General features: G+C 73.0%; 23 protein-coding genes. 6 read left to right on the top strand and 17 right to left on the bottom strand.

From position 1 onward, the window contains the following. Positions 1-62: 62 nt before the first annotated feature. From DS079_RS15480 to DS079_RS15460, 5 genes are all read right to left on the bottom strand, one after another. Positions 63-1,877 (bottom strand): ABC transporter ATP-binding protein, encoded by a 1,815-nt coding sequence (locus DS079_RS15480; protein WP_126988694.1) that lies wholly within the window; start codon positions 1,875-1,877, stop codon positions 63-65. Then, positions 1,874-3,700 (bottom strand): ABC transporter ATP-binding protein, encoded by a 1,827-nt coding sequence (locus tag DS079_RS15475; protein ID WP_126988693.1) that lies wholly within the window; start codon positions 3,698-3,700, stop codon positions 1,874-1,876. The genes DS079_RS15480 and DS079_RS15475 overlap by 4 nt, the downstream gene beginning before the upstream one ends. Before the next feature lie 129 nt (positions 3,701-3,829). Next, complete coding sequence (locus DS079_RS15470) at positions 3,830-4,183, bottom strand: hypothetical protein (protein WP_126988692.1); 354 nt, start codon at positions 4,181-4,183, stop codon at positions 3,830-3,832. 73 nt (positions 4,184-4,256) lie between these two features. Continuing rightward, positions 4,257-5,414 (bottom strand): Fic family protein, encoded by a 1,158-nt coding sequence (locus tag DS079_RS15465; RefSeq protein ID WP_126988691.1) that lies wholly within the window; start codon positions 5,412-5,414, stop codon positions 4,257-4,259. A gap of 153 nt (positions 5,415-5,567) precedes the next feature. Beyond that, a complete protein-coding gene (locus DS079_RS15460) occupies positions 5,568-7,073 on the bottom strand; it encodes an alpha-amylase family glycosyl hydrolase (protein ID WP_126988690.1) in 1,506 nt (501 codons plus the stop codon). A gap of 290 nt (positions 7,074-7,363) precedes the next feature. Between DS079_RS15460 and DS079_RS15455 the strand changes: the two genes are divergently transcribed. After that, a complete protein-coding gene (locus tag DS079_RS15455; RefSeq protein WP_126988689.1) occupies positions 7,364-8,149 on the top strand; it encodes an alpha/beta hydrolase in 786 nt (261 codons plus the stop codon). Between the two features lie 69 nt (positions 8,150-8,218). Here DS079_RS15455 and DS079_RS15450 read toward each other — a convergent pair whose 3' ends face one another. From DS079_RS15450 to DS079_RS15440, 3 genes are read right to left on the bottom strand one after another with little or no spacing between them, the layout of a single operon-like run. After that, positions 8,219-8,599 carry a hypothetical protein gene (locus DS079_RS15450; protein WP_126988688.1) on the bottom strand — a complete coding sequence of 127 codons (381 nt, stop codon included), beginning with the start codon at positions 8,597-8,599 and terminating at the stop codon, positions 8,219-8,221. After that, entirely contained in the window at positions 8,596-9,816 is a 1,221-nt protein-coding gene (locus tag DS079_RS15445) for a serine hydrolase domain-containing protein (RefSeq protein ID WP_126988687.1), read from the bottom strand. Before DS079_RS15445 ends, DS079_RS15450 begins: the two co-directional genes overlap by 4 nt. 2 nt (positions 9,817-9,818) lie before the next feature. Then, on the bottom strand, positions 9,819-10,364 hold the full coding sequence (locus DS079_RS15440; RefSeq protein ID WP_053916291.1) for an ArsR/SmtB family transcription factor: 546 nt from the start codon (positions 10,362-10,364) through the stop codon (positions 9,819-9,821). A 289-nt stretch (positions 10,365-10,653) separates the two neighbouring features. On the opposite strand from DS079_RS15440, the gene DS079_RS15435 reads away from it, so the two are divergent. Beyond that, entirely contained in the window at positions 10,654-10,938 is a 285-nt protein-coding gene (locus DS079_RS15435; protein ID WP_010551819.1) for a YciI family protein, read from the top strand. 21 nt (positions 10,939-10,959) lie between these two features. On the opposite strand, the gene DS079_RS15430 is transcribed toward DS079_RS15435, so the two are convergent. From DS079_RS15430 to DS079_RS15400, 7 genes are all read right to left on the bottom strand, one after another. Further along, positions 10,960-11,565 carry a hypothetical protein gene (locus DS079_RS15430; RefSeq protein WP_241237691.1) on the bottom strand — a complete coding sequence of 202 codons (606 nt, stop codon included), beginning with the start codon at positions 11,563-11,565 and terminating at the stop codon, positions 10,960-10,962. A gap of 138 nt (positions 11,566-11,703) precedes the next feature. Continuing rightward, complete coding sequence (locus DS079_RS15425) at positions 11,704-12,621, bottom strand: LysR family transcriptional regulator (RefSeq protein WP_126988686.1); 918 nt, start codon at positions 12,619-12,621, stop codon at positions 11,704-11,706. A gap of 333 nt (positions 12,622-12,954) precedes the next feature. Then, positions 12,955-14,328, bottom strand: a complete 1,374-nt coding sequence (locus DS079_RS15420) for an LLM class flavin-dependent oxidoreductase (protein ID WP_126988685.1) — start codon at positions 14,326-14,328, stop codon at positions 12,955-12,957. Beyond that, positions 14,325-15,401 (bottom strand): LLM class flavin-dependent oxidoreductase, encoded by a 1,077-nt coding sequence (locus tag DS079_RS15415; RefSeq protein WP_126988684.1) that lies wholly within the window; start codon positions 15,399-15,401, stop codon positions 14,325-14,327. Before DS079_RS15415 ends, DS079_RS15420 begins: the two co-directional genes overlap by 4 nt. Beyond that, complete coding sequence (locus tag DS079_RS15410) at positions 15,398-16,399, bottom strand: transporter substrate-binding domain-containing protein (RefSeq protein ID WP_126988683.1); 1,002 nt, start codon at positions 16,397-16,399, stop codon at positions 15,398-15,400. Before DS079_RS15410 ends, DS079_RS15415 begins: the two co-directional genes overlap by 4 nt. Beyond that, positions 16,396-17,322 carry an amino acid ABC transporter ATP-binding protein gene (locus tag DS079_RS15405; RefSeq protein WP_241237690.1) on the bottom strand — a complete coding sequence of 309 codons (927 nt, stop codon included), beginning with the start codon at positions 17,320-17,322 and terminating at the stop codon, positions 16,396-16,398. The genes DS079_RS15410 and DS079_RS15405 overlap by 4 nt, the downstream gene beginning before the upstream one ends. After that, a complete protein-coding gene (locus DS079_RS15400; protein WP_126988682.1) occupies positions 17,319-18,365 on the bottom strand; it encodes an amino acid ABC transporter permease in 1,047 nt (348 codons plus the stop codon). The genes DS079_RS15405 and DS079_RS15400 overlap by 4 nt, the downstream gene beginning before the upstream one ends. Positions 18,366-18,512: 147 nt before the next feature. Here DS079_RS15400 and DS079_RS15395 point away from each other — a divergent pair, with 147 nt between their 5' ends. Together DS079_RS15395 and DS079_RS15390 are read left to right on the top strand one after the other, a co-directional pair. Further along, positions 18,513-21,140: an FAD/NAD(P)-binding protein gene (locus DS079_RS15395; RefSeq protein WP_126988681.1), complete on the top strand. Its 2,628-nt coding sequence runs from the start codon at positions 18,513-18,515 to the stop codon at positions 21,138-21,140. Positions 21,141-21,167: 27 nt separating this feature from the next. Beyond that, the gene (locus DS079_RS15390; RefSeq protein ID WP_126988680.1) at positions 21,168-21,500 is read left to right on the top strand and encodes an NIPSNAP family protein; all 333 of its coding nucleotides are present in this window, start codon (positions 21,168-21,170) and stop codon (positions 21,498-21,500) included. A 203-nt stretch (positions 21,501-21,703) separates the two neighbouring features. Here the strand turns inward: DS079_RS15390 and DS079_RS15385 are convergent, their stop codons facing one another. Continuing rightward, positions 21,704-22,600 (bottom strand): ornithine cyclodeaminase, encoded by an 897-nt coding sequence (locus tag DS079_RS15385; RefSeq protein WP_126988679.1) that lies wholly within the window; start codon positions 22,598-22,600, stop codon positions 21,704-21,706. Between the two features lie 98 nt (positions 22,601-22,698). On the opposite strand from DS079_RS15385, the gene DS079_RS17190 reads away from it, so the two are divergent. Beyond that, positions 22,699-23,220: a hypothetical protein gene (locus tag DS079_RS17190; protein ID WP_164736287.1), complete on the top strand. Its 522-nt coding sequence runs from the start codon at positions 22,699-22,701 to the stop codon at positions 23,218-23,220. Between the two features lie 94 nt (positions 23,221-23,314). Here the strand turns inward: DS079_RS17190 and DS079_RS15375 are convergent, their stop codons facing one another. Continuing rightward, entirely contained in the window at positions 23,315-23,800 is a 486-nt protein-coding gene (locus DS079_RS15375) for a DUF2087 domain-containing protein (protein WP_126988678.1), read from the bottom strand. Positions 23,801-23,948: 148 nt separating this feature from the next. On the opposite strand from DS079_RS15375, the gene DS079_RS15370 reads away from it, so the two are divergent. Next, positions 23,949-25,415: a thermonuclease family protein gene (locus DS079_RS15370; protein WP_241237689.1), complete on the top strand. Its 1,467-nt coding sequence runs from the start codon at positions 23,949-23,951 to the stop codon at positions 25,413-25,415. Positions 25,416-25,612: the final 197 nt, after the last annotated feature.

Below are 25,612 nucleotides of genomic sequence, written 5' to 3'. Positions count from 1 at the left end.
ATCAGGTGTCGAGTGCGGGGTCCGTGCCGCGCGCTCCCGGTGAGAGGGGCGATCCCGGCGCGCTACATCGACTCCTGCCACGCCTGGTACAGCGCCGCGAAGCGGCCGCCGGCGGCGACGAGCTCGGCGGGGGAGCCGTCCTCGACGACCTGCCCGTCGTGCACCACCAGCACCCGGTCCGCGATCATCACGGTGGTCAGGCGGTGGGCGATGATCAGCGAGGTACGCCTGCCGAGCAGCTTCGTCAGCCCCTCCTGCACCATCCGCTCGGAGGGGATGTCCAGCGAGCTGGTGGCCTCGTCGAGGATCAGCACGCGCGGATCGGCGAGGAAGGCGCGGGCGAAGGAGATCAGCTGCCGCTGGCCGGCCGAGACGCGGCCGCCGCGCTTGTTCACGTCGGTGTCGTAGCCGTAGGGGAGCTTCTCGATGAACTCATCGGCCCCGATCGCGCGGGCCGCCGCTTCGATCTCCTCGCGGCTCGCGCCCGGCTTCCCCAGCGCGATATTGTCCGCGACGGTGCCGGAGAACAGGTACGCCTCCTGCGTGACCATGACGATGTTGCGGGTGAGGTCCTGCATCGACACGTCGCGCAGGTCCACGCCGTCCAGCTGCACGCTGCCCTCGGTCGCGTCGTAGAAGCGGGCGATGAGCTTCGCGACCGTGGACTTCCCGGCGCCGGTCTGACCCACCAGCGCCACCGTCTGCCCGGCCGGGATGTGCAGGTCCATCGGCTGCAGCACCAGCGGCCCGTCGGCCGAGTAGCGGAAGGAGACGTCCTCGAAGTCGATCTGCCCGTCCGAGCTGGGCAGCGGCGTCGGCGACGGCGACTCCTTCACGTGCGGCTGCACGGCCAGCAGGTTCGCGATCTTCTCCAGCGCCGCCACCGCGGACTGGAAGGCGTTGTAGAAGTTCGCGATCTCGTCGATCGGCTGGAAGAAGCGACGCGAGTAGAGCACGAGCGCGACCAGCACGCCGACCTGCAGATCGCCGTGCAGCACCCGGAACCCGCCGACGACCAGCACCGCGGCGATGGTGACGTTGGCGAGCACGCGCAGCGCCGGCTGGTAGATGCCGAAGACGTTGATCGAGCGCATCGACGCATCGCGGTAGTCCTGGGCGAGGCGGTCGAACTCGGCGTGGTTGCGGTCCTCCTTGCGGAACGCCTTCACGGCGCGGATCCCGGCCATCGCCTCGACGAAATGGACGATCAGCCGTGCCGAGTGGGTGCGGATCGCGCGGTACTCGACGCTCGAGCGCTTCTGGAACCAGACCGTCAGCGCGAGGCAGGGGATCAGCATCAGCAGCATGACCAGGCCCGTCACCGGGTCCATGCCCACGATCACCACGATCGTGAAGACCATCGACAGCGACGCGCCGACCATGACGTTCACGCCCGAGTCCAGCAGCTCCCGCAGCGCCTCCATGTCGGAGGTCTGCCGCGAGACGATCCGGCCGGAGGTGTAGGACTCGTGGAACTCGAGGTCCTGCTTCTGGGTGAAGCGGAAGACCTTCCGTCGCAGCGAGAGCAGCATCCGCTGGCCGACGACGACGGACTGGCGCACGTACCCGAAGGTCAGCACGCCGCCGACGATCGCGGCGGCGACGGCGAGGGCCGCCGCCTGGAAGGCCGGCCACGGATCCCCGTCCAGCAGTGCGGGCAGGCCGTGGTCGATGCCCCGGGCGATGATCGCCGGTCCCGCGACGACCGCGAGCTGCGCGACGACGACCATCACGCCCATGATCACGAACTGGCCCCTGACCGGGGAGATCAGCTCCCCCAGCAGGGCGAAGGAGCGCTTGCGGGAGGCCTTCGCCTCCTCGGGGGTGAGGGCGCCGCCGTCGGCGCCGTCCTGGTCGAGCGGTGCGGTGGTGGTCATCGGCCCTCCTCCTGGATGGCGCGGAGCTCGAGCTCGCCGGTGAGCGTCTCGATGTCCTGGTCGCGGCGCCGCTCCTCCTCCTGGTTCGCGATCACCCAGCGGTAGCGGGCCGAGCTCGCCATCAGCTCGGTGTGGGTGCCGACGGCGACCACCCGCCCGTCGTCCAGCAGCGCGACCCGGTCGGCGAGCGCCACGGTCGAGGTGCGGTGGGCGACGATCAGGGTGGTCGTCCCCTGGAGCACCTCGCGCAGGCGTGCGGTGACGGTCTCCTCGGTCTTGGTGTCGAGCGCCGAGAGCGGGTCGTCCAGCAGCAGCACGGCCGGCTTCGCGGCGATCGCGCGGGCCAGCGCCAGGCGCTGGCGCTGGCCGCCGGAGAGGCTCATGCCCTCCTCGCCGATGCGGGTGTCGACCCCGTCGGGCAGCTCGTAGGCGTAGGTCGCATCCGCGGTGCGCAGCGCGAGGTGCAGCAGGTCCTCGGCCTCCCGATCGGAGAGGGCCGGGTCGGCGCCGAGCAGGACATTCTCCCGCACCGAGTCGGAGAACAGGGTCGCGTCCTCGAAGGCGACCGCGGTGAGGGTGCGCAGCGCGGTGAGGTCCATGTCGCGGATGTCCACGCCGTCGATCCGGATCGCGCCGGCGGTCGTGTCGTACAGCCGCGGCACCAGCTGCAGCAGCGTGGACTTGCCGCTGCCTGTGACGCCGACCAGCGCCATCGTCTCTCCGGGGCGGATGTCGAGGTCCACCCCGTCCAGCACGTCGCCGACGTGGTCGGGGGCGTCGGCGTAGCGGAAGTGCACGCCGTCCAGGCGCACCGCCCCGGTCGCCGCGGCCGGGTCCACCGGGGCGGGATGCTCGGGCGAGACGATCGTGTTCTCGGCGTCCATCACCTCGTAGTGGCGGTCCAGCGCGGTGCTCGCGTTCACCGCCTGGCCCAGCAGCATGCCGAGCATCCGGACCGGGCCGACGACGAGGGTCGCGGTCGCGAAGTAGGAGGCGAGCTGGCCGGTGGTGATCGAGCCGTTCGCGGTCAGGTGCAGGCCCACCAGCAGCGCGACGCCGATCGCGAGCTCGGGGAGCATGAACATGAACATGTCGAAGCGGGCGATCGCGGTGGCCTTCTTCACCTCGGTGCGGCGCAGCTCCTCGGCCTGCTCGGTGAAGCCCTCGAGCGCCGTCGGCCCCCGCCCGAAGGCCTTCAGCACGCGGATGCCCTGCACCGACTGCTCGATGGTGGTGGCGAGATCGCCGTTCTGGTCCTGCGAGCGGCGGGAGAGGACCGAGAAGGTGCGGTTGAAGCGGTAGGCGATGATCGAGACCGGCACCGCCGCGATGAAGAAGATCAGCGCCAGGAGCGCGCTGGAGCGGATCAGCAGCACCATGCCCACCGCGATCGTCACCGCGTTCGTGACCGCCATGATCATGCCGAACGCGATCCAGCGGCGGATCTGGTTGATGTCGCTCATCATGCGCGAGAGCAGCTGGCCGGAGCCCCAGCCGTCGTGGAAGGTGACGGGCAGGTGCTGGACCTTCTCGTAGAAGCCCACGCGGATCTGCTTCTCGACGCTGGTCGAGGGGGCGACGGCGAAGGTGCGGCGCAGCCAGATCAGGGTGGCCTCGACGATGCCGAGCCCCAGCACGATCGCGCCGCCGGTCCAGATGGTGATGGCGGTGGCGTCGCTGCCGAGGCGGTTGACGATGACCTCGAGCACCTGCGGGATCATCAGCGCCACGAGCGAGGCTGTCATGGCGCTGAGCAGGCCGAGGAAGAGGCGGATGCGGATGGGGCGGACTGTCTGCCAGAGGCGGCTCATGGTGCCGAGCATGGGGAGAGAGTTCCTCAGAGGGGAGTGCGCCCCGACGTTCGGGGACGAGGACTTAGCCTAGTCAACTATCGCCGCGGGAGGCAGCGCATTCCGGGTCCGTCCGCTGCTGCGCGCCGCCCGGCCGACGGGTCAGGCCTCCGGCTCGGCGGGCTGCCACTCGCCGTAGGCGGCGTCGGACAGCAGCGCGGCGGCGCCGGCGGAGGCGGCGGTGACCGTCAGGACCGCGGGCCAGGCGCCGATCTTCTTCGCCAGCGGGTGGGAGAGGCCGAAGCCGAGCACGTAGGTCGCGCCGAGCACGGCGGTGGTCGCGGGGCCGCGGCGGGCGAGCCAGGTGCGGCCCGCGTAGATCCCGGCCGCGGCGAGGACCACGCCGCCGAGCGGGCGGATGCCGGTCTCCCGCGCGGTCAGCCAGCCGCCGATCAGTCCTGCGGCGACGACGGGGGCGGTGTTCACGGACTCGGCGGGCTTGATCGCGGTGCTCATGCCCCGAGCCTACGACGGCATGCCTTGTCAGCGGCTGGGGCGGTCGGTCAGCGGCCTCGGCCGGCGGTCTGCCTCACGGATCGTCGCGGAGGATGCCCGGGAGCATCCCCAGTGCGTCGAGCTCGGTGAACAGGAACGGGGTGAGCGGATTGGGCGACAGGCGGATCCGGTAGATCCTCCCCTGTGGCGTGACCCGCTGGATGAGCTGACGGTCGAGCATCGAGTTCAACGCCCGGGAGCGCCCGGAGGCGTTCGTGCCGAGCTGCTCGGCGAGGTCGCCGGACTTGAACGGGGCGCCCGACGCCACGGCGGTCAGTGCGGCCGCCTCGTCCGCACCGAGCCGGTCGGCCTGGAGCGCTCGATCGATCGCAGACGCGACGAGCGAGCGCAGGGCATCGCCGCGGGAGAGGGCGTGGACGGCCTCGAGATCCCCGAGCAGCCCGTCGAGGACGAACTCCGTCCAGGCCACGAGAGCATCATCCTCGAGCGAGTCCGCGGCGGCCAGTCGGTCGTAGTAGCGCTGACGATCGGCGCCGAACACAGTCGTCGGGTTCACGGTCTGGTACTCCACGTCCGGGGCGAAGCCCTGGGCGCGGATCATCGCGTAGGAGAAGAGCCGGGCGACACGGCCGTTCCCGTTCGCGAAGGGGTGGATCCAGACGAAGCGGTGGTGGGCGATCGCCATGCGCACGAGGTGCAGGTGCGGGGGCGAGGGAGCGTTGGCGAAATCGAGCAGCTCGGTCATGAGTGCGTGGACCGTCGAAGCGAGAGGCGGCGCATGCTCTGAGCCCTGGATCGAGACCTCGTGACGACGGTAGGAGCCCGGGGTGGCATCACCTTCACGCTCGAGCCCCTCTGTCGTCAGCCGATGGAGCTCTCGGACCAGCGCATGGGAGAGCGGGGACCCGGTGGAGACCTGGTCGTCGAGGAATCGTGCCGCCTCGTCGAGGTGGAGGATCTCCTCGACGGAGTCGCCGAGCGGCAGACGGGGCTGGGCCTCCCGACTCCGCGCCGCGTCCACCGCGTCGACGACCGTGGTGTGGTTCCCCTCGATCCGAGCGGAGGTGATGCTCGACATGAGGCGACGGAGGTCTGCGAGCTCAGCGAGGACCGGCAGGTGGGCGGTCGAGCGCGGCAGGTCGCCGCGCAGCCTCTCGAGAGCGACCGCCTTGGCTGCCAGAGGGGAGTCGAACGGGAAGCTGGGGGCGCGTATGCCCTGTGCCTCGATCATCCGACAATTGTAGGCGGCTCGACCATTATTTGCGTGGACGCAAGCATCGAGCCAGGTCCTGCGCTTATCTTGTTGTCAGTGGTAGACGATTATTTGCAGGTTCGTGCTAGAGGATTTGCGTGGCATCTCTCGTGGGGAGGCGCGGAGCGCCGCTCAGCGCACCACCGCGATGCCGTGGGCGGGGACCGTCCCCTCGGGGGCGGGGCCGACGGCATCGAGCATGTCCGCCCCGTTGACCGTCTCGAGCACCTCGCCCGGGGCCGGCAGGTCCTCGTCGCCGAGATTCAGGACGAGAGTGAGCGGGGTGGGGCGTTCGTCGGCCGCGCCGTCGGCCCCGGGCTCGAGCCCGTCGGCCGACGGGGTCAGCACGATCTGCGCCCAGGTGTTCGTCAGCGTCGACTCGTCCACGGCGACCGAGGCGGTGGTGAGCCAGCGCTCGCGTCGGCGCAGGGAGAGCAGCCGCTGATGCGCCTCGAGGATCCGCCCGGTCGCCTCCGGGGCGAGCAGCTGCAGGGAGCGGGGCGACTCCCCGCCCGCGTCGGCGGCCTCGTGCGCGGCGACGACCTCGTCGGGCGAGCCCGGGAACCAGGGCCGGATCGCGTCGTCCCCGCCCGCGCGCTCCTCCTTCACCGCGGCGGCGCCGAACTCGTCCCCGGCGTAGAGCGCGGGGACGCCCGGCAGCAGCGCCAGCAGCGCGGTCGCGGCGGCGAGGTCGCGGCCGTCGGTCAGCTGTGAGGCGATGCGGGTGGTGTCGTGGTTGCCCACGAAGGTCAGCGGCGCAGCGCCCGAGCCCGCCTGCCGGAACCGGTCGAGGAAGTCCTGGTGTCGGCCCAGCGCATGCGCGAGCTCGAAGAGGTTCCCATCGCGCAGCGAGGACCAGATCGCCTTCCACAGCTCGTACTGGGTGATCGAGTCCGCGCCGGAGGCGGCGGCGAAGGCGGGGTAGTCGCCGTGGATCACCTCGCCGAGGATCCACGCCTCGGGGTGCGCGGCCTGGACCCGCTCGAGGATCGGCGCCCACGCCTCGGCGCCCGCGGCGTACATCGCGTCCAGCCGCCATCCGTCGGCCCCGCGCTCGAGCCAGCGGCTCATGATCTCCACGATCCGGTCCTGGACGACGGGGTCGGTGAGGTCCACCTCGACCAGGTCGTCGTTGCCCTCGAAGCCGTAGGGACTCGTGCCCGCCCAGCGGATCCGGTCGCCCTCCTCGGTGCCGGGGCCGGCGGCGATCGCCCGGCGTGCTGTGGGGTGGAGGCGGGAGATGTGGTTGAAGACGCCGTCGAGCACGAGGCGGATCCCGCGCTCGCGGCAGCCCGCGACCAGCGCGTCGAAGTCCTCCTCGTCGCCGAGGCGCGGGTCGATCCGGCGGTGCTCGAGGGTGTCGTAGCCGTGGGAGACCGAGTCGAAGATCGGGTTCAGCAGCAGCACGTTCGCGCCGAGGGCGACGAGATGGTCGAGCCAGCCGGTCAGCCGGCGCAGGCGGTGCACGACGTTCTCCCCGTCGGCCCCGCCGTAGGTCTCGCCGGTGAGGTCCTCGCGGTGGCGGGGCGCGCCGCAGAAGCCCAGCGGGTACACCTGCCAGCAGATCGCGTCTCGGGCCCAGGCAGGGGCGGCGTGCGGTGCGGGCGCGGCAGGGGCGGCGGGAGCGGTCTCGGTCATGCCGCCATCGTAGGCATCGAGGGGCGCAGGGGCACACGGAGGAGGAGGGCGGCGCGCGTGCCGCGGTGCGTACGACCGCGTCCGGGAGCGCTTCCCCTCGTACCTGATGCTTCGCCTTCCGCCGTGTCACCGCCGCGCCGTTCCCGGCGCCGCGAGGTCTTGCCGCCGCCACGACTCATGCGCGGGTGGACATCAGTCGGCTCGGCAGCAGAAGGCGTGGGGTGAGGCCGGGCGGGTGGAGGAGGGGTGGGATGCTGGGGCCGACGCCCGCCCGCTCATCGAGGAGAGACATGATCCGCCTGCGCACCGACTTCTTCGCCGAGTCCCTCGGCATGGGCACCTCGATGGTGGTGCTGATGCCGCAGGCCGCCTCCGGGATCGGGATGGAAGGGGCCGACGCGACCAGCGGGTCCGCGGCCGACGAGTCCGGCGTGCCGGTGCTCTACCTCCTGCACGGCCTCAGCGACGACTGCACCATCTGGGAGCGCCGCACCTCGATCGAGCGCTACGCGACGGAGAAGGGGATCGCCGTGGTGATGCCCGAGGTGCGCCGCTCCTTCTACACCGACGAGGCGGTGGGGGAGGCGTACTGGACCTTCGTGGCCGAGGAGCTGCCGCGGATCGTGGCGCGCACCTTCCGCGTCTCGACCGCGCGGGAGGACACCTTCGTCGCGGGCCTGTCGATGGGCGGCTTCGGCGCGTTCAAGCTGGCGCTGAACCATCCGGACCGCTTCGCGGCCGCGGCGAGCCTGTCCGGGGCGCTGGACCCCGCGAACCTGCCGCTCGAGCTGCACACCGGCCACCTCGCCGAGCGGATCTGGGGCGGGCGCGAGATCGCCGGCACCGCCGATGACCTGCTCGGTCTGCTCGGCGCCTCCGACCCGGCCGCGCTGCCCGCCCTGTTCCTCGACTGCGGCACCGAGGACCAGCTGATCGACCAGAACCGGCGCTTCCTCGCCGCGGCGGAGGACGCCGGGGTCGAGGTCGCCTCGCGCCTGCGCCCCGGAGCCCACACCTGGGAGTTCTGGGACGAGGGCATCCAGGACGTGCTGGACTGGCTGCCGATCCGGGGCTGAGGCAGGGCGCCGGCCGGTCCGGGGATCGGCGCCTGACGCGCCCAGGACCCCGCTCGGGACGAGGCGTGGTCAGCCGGCGATCAGCGCCACGACCACCAGCGCCAGCCAGAACAGCACCTCGACGACCGCGGAGCTGCGGGGCGGCGGGTCCAGGAGCTCGGCCTTGCGGGGGCTCGGCTCCGACGGCGGGGCGCCGACGAGCAGGCGTCTGGCGGAGAAGGCGATGCCGAGCAGGATCGCGAGCGTGAACGCCCAGCTGACCCACCACAGCGCATCCGGGAGGAGCCCCGCCAGGCCGATCACACCCATCAGCGAGGCGGCGCCGACGGCTTGCAGCGCCAGACGCATCGGATGCTGGTACCGGGCCCATATCTGCACGATCGTCACCACCAGCGCGACCGCGAGGACCGCCGCCACCAGCAGCGGCAGCAGCGACAGCACCGCGTTCACAGCGCCACCTCCCCGGTGAGCATGCCCACGGCGAGCTCGTCGAGGGAGCGGGCGGTGTCCGAGAACAGCGCAAGCCCTCGCCCGCTCGACGGGTCCCAGCCGACGAACGAGGCGTAGCCGCCGGTCATACCGTTGTGCCAGGTGATCGGCTGACCGCTGCCGAAGTCCTCGAGGAACCAGTTCATCGCCGTGGAGCTCGCCCCGCTCTCCTCGAACAGCACCTCCGTCGCGGCTGCGGCGCCCGGGGCGGAGCCGTCGATCATGGCGGTGAGATACCGGGTCATGTCCGCCGGGGTGGAGCGGATGCCGCCGGCCGGGGCGGAGCCGTCCATGGTCCACATGCCCTGCCGCAGGCCGCTCGTGCCGTGCCCGCGCCGAGCCGTCTCCCGCAGGTTCTCGGCGGTGATGGGTGCGTACGTGCTGGTCATGCCGAGCGGCTCGAGGATCCTCTCGGTGAGCAGCGTGGCGTAGTCGGTGTTCGCGGCGGTCGCGAGCAGCTGCCCCTCGAGGGCGACGGCGAGGTTCGAGTAGGCATGCTCGCCGCGGCCCGACGGCGTCTCGTCGAGGGCGTCGGCGATGACCTGCTGCGCATCGCGGCCCCGGTAGGGGTCCTTCCGCAGCATTCCTGCGAGGATGCTCCCGCCGCCGGCGGCGGCCGAGGCGAGGCGCGGCAGGCCCGAGCTGTGGGTGGCGAGCTCGGCGAGGATGACGTCCGCGATCGCGCTGCCCTCCGCCTCCGCGCCGAGCACCTCGGCGACGGTGGTCTCCGTGGCGAGCTCCCCGCGCTCGACCGCGACGGCCAGCAGTGCGCCGGTGAAGGTCTTGGAGACCGAGCCGATCTCGAACTCGGAGCTCTCCAGCGCTGCGCCCTCGCCGGTGCCGAAGCCGGCCAGGCGCGACTGCCCGTCCTCGACCAGGATCGCAGCGACCCGTCGGTGTCCGCCCAGGTGAGGGGCGAGTGCTGCGGCGAGCTCCTCGTCGCCGGCCGGGGCGCCCAGTGAGGCGGGGCGCGGTGCGGTGAGCGCCGTCAGGCCGACGACCGCCGCTGCCGCGGGCATGGCCGCGGTCAGCACGATGCGCCGTGAGGGACGGCGGCGGCGTGGAGCAGGCACGGCCTGGGCGGGCTGACCGGAACGGTCGGCGAACGGGCTGCCCGGGATTCCGATGCGGGGGTCGGGGGACTCGTCGTCGGGCGGGGTCGCGGGCAGGTCCGGCATGGTCAGCCTTTCTCGAGGGCGGTGACGATGGCGAGGAGCGGGACGATGCGGCTCGGCGGGATCGCCCAGCTGCCGCGGCGCGGGGATGTGGCCCAGCCGCCGGTCTGCAGGGCGGAGAGGTGGTGGTAGGCGACGCCGGTCGAGGCGAGCTCCAACTCGTCCACGAGCTGCGCGACGGTGTGCTCGCCGTCGACCAGCCGTCGCAGGATCGCCAGGCGCAGCGGATGTCCGAGCGCGGCGACGGTCTCGGCGTGCTCGGCCCAGTCCGCGGCCAGGAGGTGTTCGGTGGGGCGGCCCCACTGGTACTCCACATGCCCCGCCCCGACCTCGACACTGCCTGCGTAGACGACGGCGCCCGGCGGCGGGACCTGCGCCTTCAGGGCGGTGAGGGCCCAGAACGGGTCCTCGTCGGCGGTGGAGCGGGATCGGGCGCCCGCGGGAGGAGCGTCGGCAGGCGGCGCGGCACCGGGCTCGTCGCGCTCCTCGAGCTGCGTGATCCGGCGTTCGAGCGCGTCGAGCCGCCGCCGCAGCTCCGGATCCTCGGCCATCTCCCACCTCCTGAGGTGACGGGTCGGCGGCGGTGGCCGTCGATCACGATCAGGGTATCCGGAATTACGGAGGAGCGGAATAGTGGGGGCGAAGGATCGAGGTGGTGCGGCTCGGTGAAGCGACGGCGGGCGCGGTGCGGTCAGGACCACCGGGCCCGGGCCGGTGCTGTCGAGGTCGGCGGCGCACCCGGCCCCGGACGTCCCGTCGGCCGCGGCGTGCGGTGCGGCAGGATGGGCGGGAGATCATCGGCCGGCATCGCCGTCGGCCGCCGCGCACCGAGGGGATCCCATGGCCGTCTTCGCCGTCCAGTACACCTACATCGACGACGCCCAGCGTCTGGCGACGTTCCGGCCCGAGCACCGCGAGCACCTCGCCGAGCTGCTCCGCGAGGGCACGCTGCTGCTGTCGGGCCCGCTGGACGACGGCTCGGAGGCGCTGCTGATCGTGGTCGCGGACTCCGCCGAGGACGCGCTTGCCAAGCTCGACGGCGACCCCTTCAAGCGCGAGCGCGTGATCGTGGACCGCGTCGCGCGCGAGTGGAAGGTCGTGATCGGGGAGCTGCCCGGCGCCTGAGCCGGGGACGGCCGCGCCCTCTCAGGCGCGCGGCGGGTCGGACTCGTCCTCGCCCGGCTCCTCGGTGTGCGCCGACGGGTCGGCGCCGGGGTCAGGCGTCGTCGGCCCCGCCCCCGCGGCGCCGCCGGGCGCACCGTCCTGCCGGGTCCGGTCCTGGAAGGCGAAGAGCTCGGAGACGTTGTCGATGCGCGCGGCGTCCTCGCCCTGCAGCGCGAGCGGCAGCATCCGCTCCCCGCCGTACCGGCCCAGCAGCTGCTGCGCGGCCGGGTCCTTGAACACGTTCACCCAGATCAGGTCCTCGCGCGGGGCACGGATCGCGGCCTGCAGACGTGCCGAGGCCGGGTCCCCGGGCGCCCAGAGCACGATCGTCGGCGCCGTCCCGTCGGCCTCCCGCACCCGCTCCTGCGCGGAGGCGAGCGGGATGTGCGGGCCGGAGCGCAGCGGGCTCGTCCAGTACGCCATGAACAGGGAGAACGCCCCCACCGCGATCGCGGCGATGAGCTGATCGGCCAGCACCATCAGCAGCGTGAGCAGAGCACCGCCGACGAGCAGCAGCACGGGCCGCAGCCACGCCCGGGCAGGGACGTGGGCCGTGGAAGTGTCGGGGACGGGATCAGGACCGGGCATCTGCCCAGGGTACGGACCACGCCTGGATCCGCGTCGAGAGCGATCTGCAGGAACGGGACTCCAGCGGCACGCGCTGGAGCTCAGCTCCGCGGCGTGCTGCTGGAGTCCCCATTGTGCAGGCGGGGCTGAGCCGCGGCGTCAGATCAATGCGGCGGTGGCGAGGCGCCTGGTGGTCTCGGCGACCAGGGCGTCCTTCAGCGCGGCGACGGCCGGGATCGACAGCGCGCCGCGACGGTTGATCAGGCCGATCATGCGGTCGTCGAGGTCCGGCAGGTGGCGCACCACGAGATCGTCGGTGGGCGGGGCGGCCTCGAGAGTGGTCTCGGGCATCAGCGCGACGCCGCCGCCGTGCGTGATCAGGCGCTGCACCACGATCGAGTCGTCGGTCGAGTGGCGCACCTGCGGCGTGAACCCGGCGCGGCGTGCGCTCGAGAGCAGGTTCGCCCGGCAGCGCTCGCAGCCCGCGATCCACGGCTCCTTCGCGAGATCGCCGAGGGTGAGCTCGGGGTCCTCGGCGCGGGGATGCTCCGCGGGCAGCAGCACCATCACGCGGTCCTCCATCAGCGGGGTCCACTCCAGCGTGCCCTCGTCGCCGATGTCGCTGCAGGGGTAGCGGAACACGAGCGCGAGGTCGAGCTCGCCCTCGCGCACGGCCGGCACCGCGTCCGGCGGCTCGAGCTCGTCGAAGGTGACGTCGAGATCCGGGGCGCTCTCGCCCAGGCGCGCGAGCACCGGCGGCAGCAGCACCGCCGCGGCCGACGGGAAGGTCCCGAACTTCACCGTCCCCCGACGCAGCGCGGTGATGTCGGCGAGCTCCTCCTCGGCGGCGTGCAGCTGCGCGGCGATCGCCTCGGCGTGCAGGGCCAGGCGCGAGCCCGCCTCCGTGGGGGTGATCCCGGAGGAGGAGCGCAGCAGCAGCTGTGTGCCCACCTCCTTCTCGAGCGCGGCGAGGTGCTGGGAGACGGCGGGCTGCGTCCAGCCGAGCTCGCGCGCGCCGGCGCCGATCGAGCCGTTGCGCACCACGGTCCGGAAGATGAGAAGCCTGCGGGGGTCCATGCCTGCCATGGTATCCGCCGGTGGCAAGCCTGGCTTATGACTTCGCCGACGGCGTTCTGGGCGGTTCGGGAGGGCGGGGTCATGCCCGTCCGGACCGTCAGGAGGCGGCCGGCCCGTCGGCCCCGTCGGACCTCTCCGGCAGTGCGGCGAGACGATGAACCCAGCGCCGTGCTGGGCCTGGATCGGCCGAAGCGCGGCAGGTTTTGCTGCCGCCAGGACTCATGCGGTGGGCCGGATGAGTCGTGGCGCCAGCAAAAGGTGAGCGCACGCGGCGTCCGGGCGGGGGAGGGCCGTGATCGGCTGCGCCGCCCCCGCCCCGCCCCGTTCACCGGGTCACAGCCGCGAGAGGCCCAGGTTCTCGCGCAGGGTGCTGCCGGCGTATTCGGCCGGGTAGACGCCCCGCTCCTGCAGGCGCGGGATGAGGTGGTCGACGATGTCGTCGAGCCCCGAGGGGATCAGCCACGGCGTGATGTTCAGGCCGTCGATCGCTCCGAGCCGTGCGAACTCCGTCAGCCGGTCCGCGACGTCGTCGTAGCTGCCGGTGAACTCGCCGCGGCGCGCCCCGGACTTCTCCCGGGCGAACTCGAGGATGTTCTGGCCCTTCTCGGCCGCCTCCTCGCGCCACTGGCGGGTGAGCTGCTCTGCCTTCTCGAACTGGAAGCCGGCGCCGCGGGTCACGCCGGACTCGACGACCTCCGGCGGCACGTCCGGCAGCGGCCCCTCGGGGTCGAACTCGGAGAGGTCGCGGCCCCAGTACTGCTCGAGCAGGGCGATGGCCTGCTCGGGACCGATCTGGTGGTCGCGCACCCAGCGCACCTTCTCGTCGGCCTCCGCCTCGGTGGGGGCGAGGATGATCTCGGCGCCCGGGAGGATCTTCACGGCGCCGGCGTCGCGGCCCGCGGCGACGGTGCGCTCGACGATGCTGCGACGGAACTCGACGGCCGCGGCGAGGGAGCCGTGCGGGGAGAAGATGACGTCGGCCGTGCGGGCGGCGAAGTCCTGACCGGCGGGGGAGGCGCCGGCCTGGAAGAGGACGGGCCGGCCCTGCGCGGAGCGGGGCAGGTCGCCCTGGGCGCGCACCGTGTAGTGGGCGCCGTCGTGCGAGATCTTCTGGCCGGCCCAGTACTGCTCGGCGACCTGCAGGAATGCCTCGGCGTGGATGTAGCGGTCGGCGTGGTCGAGGTAGCCGCCGCGGCGGAAGTTCTCGCCGGTCCAGGTGTTGTCGGTGGTGACGATGTTCCAGCCGGCGCGGCCGCCGGAGAGCAGGTCGAGGGTCTGCAGGCGCCGCGCGAGGTCGACCGGGTCGTTGAAGGTGGTGTTCTGCGTGGCGACCAGGCCGATCTTCTCGGTCACGCCGGCCAGCGCCGCGAGCAGCGTCTGGGCGTCGGGACGACCGGCGACGTCGAGCTCGAAGGGGACGCTGCGGTGCTCGCGCAGCCGCAGGCCCTCGCCGAGGAAGAACGCCGCGAACTTCCCGCGCTCGGCGGTGCGGACCAGCGACTCGAAGGACTCCCATGCGACCTGGTCGCCGCTCTCGGGCAGGCGCCAGATCGTCGAGGAGTTCACGCCCTGGAAGAAGGCGCCGAAGGAGAGCTGCCCGGTGGGGGTGTGCTCGGGGTGGAGCGGGTGCTCGGCGGGGCCGGTCGCGAGCGCGGCGGCCTCCTCGGACAGCGGCGCGTCGGACAGCGGGGTGGTGGCGGTGCTCATGCGTTCTCCTCGGAGGTGAGGCGGGCGCGGTCGGCGCGCCGGGAGGGATCGAGGCGGAAGGGGGTCTCGGGCAGGCCGAGCAGGTCGCGGAGGGTGCGGCCCGACGCAGGCACCGAGGCCGAGGCCGAGGCCGCGTCCGATGCGTCCGACGCGGCCGGGGCGGGGGCGATCAGGCCGCGGGAGCGGAGCTCGTCCGCCAGCTGGCGCACGGTGCCCAGCGGGTCGGCCTCGAGGTCCAGGCCCACCAGGCGCACGAGCCGCACCTGCTCGGCATCGACCGACGGGCCGGCCCCGGCCTGCTCGAGGGCCGCGGCGATCTTCGCGGCGAGCTCCTCGGCACGGGCCCCACCGGAGACGTCGAGGTCCAGCACCCGCCCGTCGGCCAGCTCGCCCCTCACGCGCTCGCCGGCGGCCGCGCTATCGGTGTCGGCGACGAGGACGGGCAGCAGGCCCTGCGGGGAGCGGGGCGTGATCGCCGGGCCGCGCACGCTGAAGGTCTCCGCCTCGACATCGGCGTACTGCAGGCGCGAGGCGTCGACGTACACGCCGCGCTCGGTGTCGCGCACCACGGCGTCCGGCGCCCAGGTGCCCCAGATCGTGCGGGCGGCCTCGAGCACGTCGGCGGCCTCGCGGGCGGTCGCCTCCAGGCCCAGCACCTCGCGGCCCACCGCCTCGGCGGCCGACGGGTCGGTCTCGGCCTGCAGCAGCCAGCCGGCCCGGCCGTGGCTGATGTGGTCCAGGCTCATCAGCTGCGTGGCCAGGTGGAACGGCTCGACATAGATCGCGTCGGTGCGGGGCAGCAGGCCGATCCCGCGGGTCAGGGGTGCGAGGTGCGCGGCGACGTGGATCGGGTGCAGGCCGCCGTCGCTCAGGGTCAGCGCGCCGATCCCGGCGTCCTCGAGGCCGCGGGCGAGCGGGGCGAGGCCCTCCAGCAGCGACGGGGCGGTGACCAGGTCGACGGCGAGGACGGGCAGGGTGCCCGCGCCTCCCTCGGCGGCGGGGCCGGCCGACGAATCGGTGCCGGGCGCGGCGCCCGGGCGGGTGGTCTCGTCGGGCGTGACGGTGGTGCTCACGGGTTCTCCTTGGTGTGGACGCGGGATTCGGGGAGGGCTTCCTCGGTCAGCTGCCACCGCTCGAGCACCTGCGCGTAGGTGCCGTCGGCGATCAGCGCGTTGAGCGCGGCGGCATAGGGCTCGGCGAGGCCGCTGCCGGCCGGGAAGGTGCCCGCGACGAGGGTCTCGTCGGGCCAGCCGGCGTTGATCCGGCCCTGCAGCTCGACGTCGTCGCGGCGGGAGGCGATGAAGCTCAGCGAGGCGAAGGGGGCGATGTAGCCGTCCACGCGGCCGGAGCCGAGGGCAAGCAGGGTGTCGGCCTCGGTGGAGTAGTTCTTCAGCTCTGCCGGGGCCTTCCCAGCCTTCTCGAGCTCGGCGTTCCAGTCGGTGAGGATCCGCTCCTGGTTGGTCGCGGCACCGACGGCGATGATCTTCCCGGACAGCGAGTCGGCGTCCTCGAGCCAGCCCTCGGCCCCCTTCTTGACCAGGAAGGACATGTACGCGGCGCGGTAGGAGGCGAAGTCGAACTTCTGCAGGCGCTCGGCGTTGATGCCGATGTTGGCGTGGACCGCGTCGAACTCCCCGGCCTCGAGCTTCAGCGGCCAGTTCTCCCAGGTGGTGAGCTTCAGCTCGAACTCCAGGCCCAGCTTGTCGGCGACGATCCGGGCCACGTCGATCTCGGAGCCGATGTAGGTCTGGTTGTCGTCGGCCAGGAAGCTCAGCGGCGCGGAGGAGGTGCCGTTGATGCCCACACGCAGCACGCCGGACTCGGCGATCTCCGTCGGCAGCAGCGCGGCGACCTGCTCATCGGCCTCGGCGCGGATCAGCTCCTGCGTGCCGGAGGTGTCGATGGCGGGGCCGGAGCCGCCGCCGTCGGAAGCGTCGGAACCGGAGCCCTCGGCCGCGCCGGTCGCGGCGGGTACCGGATCAGAGCAGGCGGCGAGCAGGCCGAGCGGCAGCAGCAGGCCGCCTGCGGCGACAGTGCGTCGGGTGGGGCGCGCGGGGCGGGGGAGGGTCATGAGGGGTCCTCGGAGGTGGTGGCGGTGGGGGAGTCGGTGCGGACCCGCTGCAGGAAGGAGCGGGTGCGCTCATGGGTGGGGGAGTCGATGACCTGCGCGGGAGGGCCCTGTTCGACGATCCGGCCCTGGTCCATGAACACCACGGTGTCGGCGACGTCGCGGGCGAAGGAGATCTCGTGCGTGACGATCACGAGCGTGGTCCCTGCGCTGGCGAGTGAACGGATCACCGCGAGCACCTCGTCGACCAGCTCGGGGTCCAGGGCGCTGGTCGGCTCGTCGAACAGCAACACCTTCGGGCGCAGGGCGAGCGCGCGGGCGATCGCGACGCGCTGCTGCTGGCCGCCGGAGAGCTGGCGCGGATAGGCGCCCGCCTTCTCGGACAGGCCCACGAGCGCGAGCAGCTCCCGGGCATGCGCCTCCGCCTCGGTGCGCTTCACGCCGAGCGCCCGACGGGGCGCCTCAGTGATGTTCTCCAGCGCCGTCATGTGGGCGAAGAGGTTGAAGGACTGGAACACCATCCCGATCGCGGTGCGCTGGCGCAGCACCTCGGGCTCGCGCAGCTCGTGCAGCAGGTCGCCGTCGCGGCGGTAGCCGATCACCTCGCCGTCCACGCTGATCAGGCCGCTGGTGACGGGCTCGAGATGGTTGATCGAGCGCAGCAGGGTGGACTTGCCGGAGCCCGAGGGGCCCAGGATCGCGGTCACCTCGCCGGGTGCGATCGTGAGGTCGATGCCGCGCAGCACCTCGAGGTCGCCGAAGGACTTGTGCACCCCGCGGATCTCGACGAGGCCGCCGCGCGGACCGTCGGCCGACGAGGAGGGGAGGGCGGCCGACGGGCTGGTCGCGTCGGCCGGACGGGCGTCGGCGGTCGACTGCGTCCCGTCGGCCGAACGGCGGCGGAGCAGGGAGGTCAGCGGGCTCATGCGGCGGCTCCTGCGGTGACGGGGCGGCGGCCGAGGCGGGCGCGGAGCCGCTGCAGCGGGGTGGGCGGCAGGGTGCGCACCGCGCCCTTGGAGTAGTGGCGCTCGATGTAGTACTGCCCGATGGACAGCAGCGAGGTGATCACGACGTACCAGACCGTCGCGACCAGCAGCATCGGCAGCACCTGCTGGGTGCGGCCGTAGATCAGCTGCACGGTGAAGAACAGCTCGGCGTGCGCGAGGACGTACACGATCGAGGTGCCCTTGACCAGGCCGATGATCTCGTTGAACGCGGTGGGGAGGATCGCGCGCATCGCCTGGGGCAGCACGATCCGCAGCGAGCGGTCGCGGGCGGGGATGCCCAGGGCGCTGGCGGCCTCGATCTGGCCCTGGTCCACCGACAGGATCCCGCCGCGGATGAGCTCGGCGGCGTAGGCGGCCTGGTGCAGGCCGAGCCCGAGGACCGCGGCGATCATCGGGGTCATCAGGTCGCTGGTGCGGGCGTCGACGAAGGTGACGTCGGTCAGCGGGATGCCGAGCGTGATGCTCTCGTAGAGGTAGCCGAGGTTGTACCAGAGCAGCAGCTGCACCAGCAGCGGCGTGGAGCGGAAGATCCAGGAGAACGTCCAGCTCACCGACGAGATCAGGGAGGAGTTCGACAGGCGCATCAGGGCGAGGACGAGTCCCAGTCCGAAGCCGACGGCGCCGGCGAGCACGGTGAGCTTCAGCGTCTCCAGCAGCCCGCGGATGATCGACTCGGCGAAGAACCACTGCGCGACCACTCCCCACTCCCAGCGCGGATTGGTCACGAAGGACCACAGCACTGCGGCCGCGAGCAGGCCCACCAGCACCGCGAGCACGATCCGGCCCGGGTGCCGGGCGGGGACGACGCGCAGGCGGGAGAGCTCCTCATCGCTGATCGGGCCGAGCGACGCACGATCCTCGGGGCCTGTCTCGGGCGGGCACGACATGATGTCGGTCCCCGAGGCGGCGCCGGGCGCGTCGGCGCGGCGGGCTGTGTCGTGGGTGACGACGGAGGAGGTCATGGTGTGCCTTCCGTGACGGAACGTGAACCGCAGGCCGGTCGAGGCTTGCGAGGCTCGACGTTATAAGCGAATCTAATGGAGATGCAAGGTGACGACTATGACGCGTCACGTTGTGACACAGAGGAGCCTCGGAAGGGACCCGCACGCATGAACTCTCGGCACAGCGCACCGACCCCCACCAGCGCGGACGACACCCGCCGCGGCGCCCCGTCGCGCCTGGTGATGGTCGGCGGCGGGCCGCGCGCGATCGGCGTGCTCGAGCGGCTCGGCGCGAACGCCGGCGTGCCCGGGCCGGCCGAGCGCCTCGCCCAGGCGCCGCTGCACGTGGACATCGTCGACCCGCACATGCCCGGCGCCGGCCGGATCTGGCGGGCCGAGGAGAGCCCCCTGCTGCTGATGAACTCCCGCGCCGCGGACGTCTCGATCTTCACCGATGAGACCGTCGAGGCCGAGGGGCCCGTGGTCGCCGGTCCGTCGCTGGCCGAATGGGCTGACGGGATCCGCCGCGGCACGATCGCCGCGCCGACGGCCGGCACCACCCGTCTCGCCGAGATCCACGCGCTCGGGCCGACGGACTTCGCCTCCCGGCGCGTCCAGGCGCTCTACCTCGAGTGGTTCTTCGGGCAGGTGCTCGCGGCGCTGCCCTCCACGGTGTCCGTGACCGCGCACCGCACCACCGCGACGGCAGTGCGCGCGGGCGACGGTCCCGCGACCTGGAACGTCGAGCTCGAGGACCGCGCCCCCCTGCCCGCCGACCTGCTGCTGCTGGCAGCCGGCCACACCGACTCCCGCCCGAACGCCGCCCGCCACGAGCTCGCCGCCTTCGCCCGCCGTCACGGCGGCACCTATCTCGGCCCCTCCCAGGCCTCCGACGCGCAGGTCGAGCTGCTCGGCGCCGGGCAGGACGTGATCGTGCGCGGCATGGGACTCGCGTTCATCGACCTCATGGCGCTGCTGACCGAGGGGCGCGGCGGCCGCTTCGTCCCCGCCTCCGAGGCGGAGAGCGCGGGAGCGGACGCGGCCGCCGATCTGCGAGGCCGCCTGGACTACCTCCCCTCCGGCGAGGAGCCCCGGCTCTGGGCCGGCTCCCGCCGCGGCGTCCCCTACCACTCGAAGGTGCGCGACGAGGGCGCCCCGACCGGGCTCGGCGAGCTCGTGCACGTCACCCCCGCGAACCTCCGCGCCCTCGAGGACGAGAACGGCCTGCTCGACTTCCGCACCGATGTGCTGCCGCTCATCGCCGCCGAGATCGCCCACCAGGTCCCCGGCGCGCCTCTCCCGCAGGAGGGGGAGGAGCCGCTGGCCTGGCTCGACGAGCCGCTCTCTGATCTCGGCGCGACCACGCTGCCCGAGTTCGCGGAACAGGCCACGCGCGATGCCGTCGTCGGCCATATCGAGGCGGACCTGCGCGACCGCATCGGCGACGAGGTCACCGCCGCCCGCACCCTCTTCCAGCTGCTGCTGCAGCTGCACGGCGTGCTGGTGGACCAGCTTCCCGCGACCCGCCTGCGCGGCGGCGCGGCCAGCGGCTACCCCCGCTGGTGGCATTCGCTGTTCAGCTTCGTCGACTCCGGCCCGCCCCCGCACCGCCTCCAGCAGCTGCTCGCCCTCGAGCGCGCGGGCATCATCCGCTTCCTCGGACCGGGCCTGCGAGTCACGGCCGACGAGGTCAGCGGCCGGTTCCGCGCCCGCGGCGCCACCGGCATCGAGGTCGCGGCCGGCGCGCTCGTGGACGCCTTCCTGCCCGAGCCCTCGCTGCAGGAGTCGACCAACCCGCTGCTGCGCGACCTGGTCACGGGCGGCGACGCAGCCCTCGGGCGGGAGTCCGCCGCCTCGCCCGGCGCCCTCGACACCGACGCCCGCCACCGCGTGATCGGCCCCGACGGCACGGCGCGCGAGCGGCTGTGGGCCGTCGGCCCCTGGACCTCCGAGCTGCCCATCGCCGCCTTCGCCCGCCCGAACACCAACGCCCCCTGCCACCGCCGCAACGACGCCCTCGCCCGAGAGCTGCTCGAGACCGCGCTGCGCGGGCACGCGCCCCGGCCGGAGGCCGAGGAGCCCGGTGGAGGGGAGGCCGACGGCGGCACCCCGGTGCTCGCCCCTGTCGCCGTCCGCGCCCCGCACACCCCGCGGCTCGGCGTGCTCGGCCCGGGCAAGATCGGCTCGGCGCTGACCCGCACGGCGCTGCGCCGCGGGCTCGAGGTCGCCGTCACCGGCCGCTCCGCCCCGCCCGCGCTCGCCGCGAAGCTGCCCGGTGCTCTGCACGTCGGCCTTCCGGATCTCGCTGTGACCAGCGACGTCATCGCCCTGACCCTGCCGTTGCACGTCGTGCTGTCCCTCGAGGCGGGCGCCCTGCAGGGCGCGGTCGTGGTCGATGCGACCAACCCCTGGGGCGAGGCCGATGCGACCGCCGTCGACGCCGCCCGCGCCGAGCTCGGCGACCACGCCGGCGAGCTCTCCACCAGCGAGCTGCTCGCCGCGCGCCTGCCCGGCGCGCACGTCGTCAAGACGCTGAACCACATCGGCTACCACGACGTCGAGGAGCACGGCCGCGACCACGGCGACCCGTCCCGTCGGGCGATCGCGCTCGCCGCCGACGACGACCGGGCCGCAGAGCTCGTCACCACGCTGCTGCACCGCCTGGGCTACGAGCCCGTGCACCTCGGCGCCCTCGCCGCCGGCCGCGACCTCGAACCGGGCGAGGCCCTGTTCAGCGGCTGGAGCACGTCCGAGGAGCTCGGTCTGCGACGCGCCGAGCAGGTCCGCGCCGCCTGAACGGTCGTCGGCCGGTAGCGTCGCGGCATGATCACGTGCCACGTCCGCTATGAGATCGACCCCGCGCAGATCGAGGCCTTCGAGCGATTCGCCACGCGGTGGATGGAGCTCGTCGAGCGACACGGCGGCACCCACCACGGCTACTTCCTGCCCGCGGAGGGTGCGAGCGACATCGCGTACGCGCTGTTCAGCTTTCCGAGCCTCGCCGCGTACGAGCAGTACCGCACCCTGTTCGGCGTCGACCCGGAGTTCATCGAGGCCGACCGGATCCGGGACGAGTCGGGATGCGTCCGCCGCTATGAGCGCACCTTCCTCAGGCCCCTCCTGCCCTCGACCGAGTCGCAGGTCAGCGGCTCCTGAGGTCCTTCTCCAGCCACTCGTCCGCCCCGATGGCGGGGCGGGTGGTCCTGGTGGCCCGGGGCGGCCATCGAGACGTGTTTCTGTGTCGTTATCGAGGGCTATAGCGACACAAAATCAGGTCTCGGTGGGTGAAGTGCTCGAGTCTGGGCCGACGGGCCGGGCCGCACAGGGGTAGGCGGGCGTGCCGACCGGAGGTGCGGAGGTCAGGCCCCGGCGGCGCGGGCGACGGCGTCGGCGAGCACCACGTCGCCGAGGCCGGAGCCGAGGTTCTGCGCGACGACCAGGCCGCTCGGCCGGCCGTCCCGCAGCAGGTCGCCGGTCGACCCGGTCGCGCGGGGGTAGTCCTTGCCGTGCTTGAGGGGCCTCAGCGACTCGAACTGCTCGACGTCGTCGGCGACGACCGTGCCGGTGCGGGAGATCTCGGCGCCGGCGACCGAGGCGTAGTCGATCGGCAGCAGCGTCGCGTCGGCGGCGACGTCACCCGGGTGCAGCGTCGCGTCGGTCAGCCCGATCGGCAGGGCGCTGATCACGACCCCCGCGCCTGCGAGCGCCTCGGCCCGGTCGGTCGTGGTGCGCAGCTCGAGGCCGGGCGTGTGCTCGGCGCACCAGGCGGCGAGCTCCCGGAGGGCCTCGGGGCGGCGGCCCCACACGGTCAGCGGGCCCCGACCCAGCGCCTCGATCACCCGGGCGTGGGAGCGGGCCTGCACACCGGTGCCGACGAAGGTGATCGGCCGGTCGTCCAGTGCGAGGCTCGCGCCGGTGACTGCGGCGGTGCGCTGGGCGGTGAGCTCGGCGGCGTCCATCGTGGCGCGGGTCGAGCCGTCGGCCGCGGAGAGCACCATCAGCCCGCCGATCATCTCCCGGCCCCGCGCACGGTTCGACGGGGTGACCGTCACCCACTTGACGCCCAGCAGTCCGCGCTCCGGCCAGGCTGCGGGCATCGCGTTGGCGAAGCCGCCCTCCTCGTGGACGACCTGAGTCTTCGGCGTCACCGAGGCGGAGCCGTCGGCGAGGGCGAGCAGCGTCTCGCGCATGAGCGCGACCTGCTGGGCGGGGGCGGGGAGGAGCGTGCTGACCTGGGCATCGTCGAGGTGGATCACGCCTCGACGGTATCGCGGGGCGTGAGGCCGTCCCCGTGCCGCATTCGGGGTCCGGGACCGGGGGCGACCGTCGTGCGAAGAATGTCTACCCTGTGAACATGATGAATCAGTGGGGGAACGACGAGCACGGACCGGGCGGGGATCCGTCGTGGCTCGGGGGCAAGGACCGCGGGGGACCGGGAACGGGGGCGGACGGTGCCGGGGCGGCGGAGAGCAGGCCCGGGCCGCTGCCGAGCGGGGACAGCACCTGGTCCTCGGACTTCGACTCGCGGAGCTCGTCCCGTCGCGCTGACCAGGACTTCGGCCCGAGTTCCGCGGACTCGGCCCCGCAGCACTCCGGGCCGCGCTTCGGCGAGTTCGGGGACGACGCTCGCGAGAGGGCCGAGCGCCGGTACGAGGAGTGGGAGTCCGGAGGCAGTCCCGATCCCGAGGTCCGCAACAGGGCGGTCGAGGTGGGCAAGGCCCTGGTCAAGGCGATCCCGATCGTCGTGTTCCTCGTCATCTTCTTCGGGTTCTTCGCCAGGAACGAGTTCTTCCGCGACAACTTCAGCTTCGGGTGGATCGCCCTCGTGATGCTGGTTCCGATGCTGGCCAACGTGATCAAGTCCTTCCGGAAGTAGCCGCGGCCGGCCGGGCGTCGAGCCGGCCGACCGACGGGCCGGGACGGCGCTGAGCAGGTCGGCTGCGTGGCCGACCGAGCAGCCGGCGGAGAGGTCAGCCGGCCAGGCGGTACCAGGCGCCGTCGGCCGAACGCTCCAGCACGCCCGAGTCCACGGCGTCGCGCCGCACGAGCGCCACGTCGGCCGCGAACATCGCGATCGCGGCGTTCAGCTCCGCCTCGCCGAGGCTGCGCGCCGACCCGACCCGCTCGAACACGATCCGCGCGATCCGGCCGCTGACCTCGCGGGACTCCTCGGTCTTCATCGGGATGCCGTCCAGCCGCGGCACCTCGAGGATCGCCCGGTCCGAGCGCATCAGCGCGAGCGAGTCCGCGATCCGACGCAGCGCCGGGACGTCCGCCGTGCCGTCCTCGCCGAGCCAGTCCAGGCGCGAGAGCGGCCCGCGCACCGAGGGGTCCTCGGCCGGTCCGTCCCCGGTGAGCAGGCGTCCGAGTCCGCGGCGCAGCTTCTCGGCGGAGAGCATCGCGACGAGCTGCCGGGCGCGGCCCAGCTCGGCGGGGTGGTCTGGGGCGGTGGTCATGGGTCCTCCTTCGCGGCTCGCTCCAGGGTGGCACGACCCGTGTGATCTCGGCGACTGGGCGTCTTCCCGAGGTGCGGTTGTCGCACCGGTCGGAGATGCTTCAAGCATTGACGAGCAGGTGCTCTTGAGAGGAACGAATCAGGTGGTCATGGGCAGGTTCAGCGGGTCGCGTCGGGGTCGGATCGCGAGCGTCGGAGAGGAGGGGCGTCGGCCGCGGCGTGCGCGGAGCCTGGGCCTCGCCCTCAGCGCCCTGCTCGCGGGGACCCTGCTCACCGGCTGCGACGACGGCAGCGGCGAGGGCACCGTGGTGCGCGTGATCGACGGCGACACCCTGGTCGCGGTCGTCGCCGGGGAGGAGACCACGATCCGCCTGCTCAACATCGACACCCCCGAGACGAAGCACCCCGACCTGCCTGTGCAGTGCCTGGGCCCCGAAGCGACGGATTTCCTCGCCGAGCGGCTCCCGGCCGGCACCGAGATCGAGCTCGAGTACGACGAGGAGCGGCTGGACCGCTACGACCGCACCCTCGCGGGTGTCTACGAGTCGGGCTCGCTGGTGAACGCCGAGATCGCCGCGGAGGGACTCGGCGTGCCGGTCTACTTCGAGCCCAACGACCGCTTCCTGCCCGAGGTCGAGGAGGCCGCGGCGACCGCGCAGTCCGAGGGGCTCGGCCTCTTCTCCGCCGCGACCGAGTGCACGGTCCCCGCACAGGTCGAGCAGCTCGGCGCCGCGGTCCAGGCGATCCCGCAGACGGTCACGGGCGACCCCGCCCAGGCGCTCGCCGACGCGACGACGCTGGTCGAGGACGCGGAGGCGCTCGTCGACGCCCTCGACGCGGACGTGCTCGCGACCGGCCCGAACGCGGTTCTCGCCCTGCCGCTGGCCGCCCCCTTCCTCGACGGGCAGCGGGAGGCCGCCGACGAGGTGCGCGAGCGCGCCGTCGACGGGCGAGACCGGGTGCAGGTCCTCAAGGACGACTGGGACGAGGAGCAGCAGCGGCTGCGCGAGCAGAAGGAGCGCGAGGAACGGGAGCGGCAGGAGCGCGAGCGGATCGAGCGGGAGGAGCGAGAGCGCCAGGAGCGCGAGGAGCAGGAGCGTCGCGAGCGGGAGGCGGCGCCGGCCGCAGTGCCGTCCGACGAGGAGGGCTCCGGAGCGACGAGCTCGGGCAGCGGCAGCGGCTCGGGGTCCGATGGGAAGTCCAGTTCCGGCGTCTCGGGATCGGGGTCCGACGGACGCAGCAGGGACGGATCGGGCTCCGGTTCGGGCTCGGGGGAGAAGAGCTCGAGCGGCGCGAGCTCCGGTGACAAGGGCAAGCAGAGCAAGGGGTCCGGCAGTCGGAGCTCGGGCAGCTCCGGGCAGGGAAGCTCCGGCGGGAAGTCCGGCTCCGGCGGCGGGTCCTCGAGCTCTGGCGGTTCGAACTCCGGCGGCAGCTCGGGCGGCGGCGCTTCCGGCGGTGACTCGTCCGGCGGCGGCAGCTCGGGCAGCGGGAAGTCCGGTGGCGGGAAGTCCGGCTGTGAGCCCTACGGCCCGGAGATCCCCTACTCGGACGACGGCGGCTACACCGGCAAGCGCTACGGCATGCCCGGCGGCAAGACCTTCCGCAAGTGCAGCTGACCGGCTGCTGACAGCGCGGCGCGGCGGACGGCGGGGTGTCGAGAGGATTTGTTCGACCTCCGGTACCACCTGCGACGCGGTGTGGCGCAGTTGTTCGACCTCCGGTACCGCTTTTCTGGTACCTCCCGTCGAACAACTGGTCAGGCCGTGGCACGTTTCGTCGAAGAACTCCGGGATCGCCATAGCGGAGCTCTGCC

Source organism: Brachybacterium paraconglomeratum (genome assembly GCF_003994255.1).
GTDB classification, from domain to species: Bacteria; Actinomycetota; Actinomycetes; order Actinomycetales; family Dermabacteraceae; genus Brachybacterium; species Brachybacterium conglomeratum.
Note: the sequence above shows the minus strand (reverse complement) of the source record. Positions and strands in the feature narration are given on the sequence as shown.